Source organism: Microcoleus pseudofavosus SVA1_A4 (assembly GCF_036700565.1).
Classification (GTDB): Bacteria; Cyanobacteriota; Cyanobacteriia; order Cyanobacteriales; family Microcoleaceae; genus Microcoleus.
The window spans coordinates 1-1551 of record NZ_JAUBPE010000184.1 but is presented as its reverse complement, the minus strand read 5'-3'; the positions used below and the strand labels follow the sequence as shown (position 1 = coordinate 1551).

Here is a 1551-nt window from a genome sequence, read left to right as displayed (position 1 = left end):
CCCAATGCCCAATGCCCAATGCCCAATGCCCAATGCCCAATGCCAGATAGTACCTCATATTACTGAGAAAGGCTATACGAGTATGTTCTTAATAATCAAAAACTCAAAACTTGGGTATGGTATTTAAAATTGGTCTAATTATTCTCGCTGCTGGAGCTGCAACCCGCATGGGAAGACCAAAACAATTGCTTTCTTATCAAGGACGCAGCCTGATACTCCATGCGGTTGAAGTTGCCTTAGCTTCTCTGTGCCAACCTATCATAGTAGTCCTGGGAGCTTATGTAGAACAAATTAAACCGGAACTAATGCCAAAGGCCGTGCAAGTTGTCGAGAACTCCCAATGGCAAGAAGGAATGTCTTCTTCTATTCGCGCTGGTATTAGTATGCTACTGAAAACTAACTCTAAACTTGATGCTGTTATCATCTCACTTGCCGATCAGCCGCTAGTTTCCCCCCAGATTCTCAATCAATTGATTCAGTCTTATCAAGAAACGCAAAAAGTAATTATTGCCTCAAAGTATAACGAAACTACAGGCGTACCTGCCCTGTTTAGCAAGGCCTTATTTCCAGAACTGATGCAGCTTGAAGGAGATCGAGGTGCAAAAGCGTTAATACAAAAATATATAGATACAGGATTGATTCTGCTAATACCAGAAGCTGCGATTGATATTGATACCCCGGACGATTACAAGCAGTTGCTATTAAAGAATTTTAAAGAGTGAATAAATTATGAAAACTAACGATCGCCAAATTTACCAACAAGTAATTTTGACACACGCCAGAAAACCGCAAAACAAAGGAAAAACTAACCCAGTACATCGTCAACACCGAGTAGAAAATCCCTATTGCGGTGATGTGGTTGATTTAACGCTGGTACTAGATGAAGCTGAAAGTAAAATTGCAGACATTAAATTTGAAGGTGCAGGTTGTGCTTTGTGCCTTGCTTCTGCTGACTTAATGGCGATCGCTATCAAAGGTAAAACTATTTCACAGGTGCTTTTAATGGTAGAACAGTTCCGCGAGATGGTAATGGGAAATACTCAGTTTGAGCCTCCGTTGGAGAAACTCAATATCATGCAAGGTGTTTCCCGATATCCGATGCGGGTTAAGTGTGCAACTTTGGCTTGGCATACCCTCAAAGCGGCGCTGAGTATCGAAGCCAGCAAATAATTCATCGGGTCGTACTGATAGCGATCGCAGCCCAGAAGCACTTCTTTGCTGCCCTGAGCGATCGCGCAAAAGGCAGGAATAGAGACACTGTGAACGCATTCCGAAGGTGAGGAGGAGCGGTAGAATTGCAATCCTTTCAGCGGTGCGATCGTCCCATTATGACGAATAGCCTGTGCGATCGGCTATTCGTCAGTTCGTCTCTGTGGGCTTGCGCTCTATCTGCCTCGCGCTTTGCCTGCGGGTTGTTCATTAAATCCATATCGGGCTTTTAACTCGGTTTGGCAGCGTTGATTTCTAAGTTTGCAGGTAAGGATTCAGGTCAAAAAAACTTCAGTGGCGGCATCTGGTAAAATAAACGAATGAAAAAGCCCGCAGCCACCA

General features: G+C 43.8%; 2 protein-coding genes and 1 pseudogene. 2 read left to right on the top strand and 1 reads right to left on the bottom strand.

Annotated elements, in window-relative coordinates; translation table 11 throughout:
* Positions 1-116 precede the first annotated feature (116 nt).
* A complete protein-coding gene (locus QUA02_RS33345; RefSeq protein ID WP_333034009.1) occupies positions 117-722 on the top strand; it encodes a nucleotidyltransferase family protein in 606 nt (201 codons plus the stop codon).
* Between the two features lie 7 nt (positions 723-729).
* Positions 730-1170 carry a Fe-S cluster assembly sulfur transfer protein SufU gene (sufU, locus tag QUA02_RS33340; protein ID WP_333034008.1) on the top strand — a complete coding sequence of 147 codons (441 nt, stop codon included), beginning with the start codon at positions 730-732 and terminating at the stop codon, positions 1168-1170.
* An 11-nt stretch (positions 1171-1181) separates the two neighbouring features.
* Here sufU and QUA02_RS33820 read toward each other — a convergent pair.
* A pseudogene (locus QUA02_RS33820) lies at positions 1182-1301 on the bottom strand (AraC family transcriptional regulator N-terminal domain-containing protein); the annotation flags it as partial.
* Between the last annotated feature and the right edge of the window lie 250 nt (positions 1302-1551).

Coding starts and splice junctions, on each gene's coding strand:
- QUA02_RS33345 (WP_333034009.1), top strand. CDS start 117: ATGGTATTTAAAATTGGTCTAATTATTCTCGCTGCTGGAGCTGCAACC.
- sufU (WP_333034008.1), top strand. CDS start 730: ATGAAAACTAACGATCGCCAAATTTACCAACAAGTAATTTTGACACAC.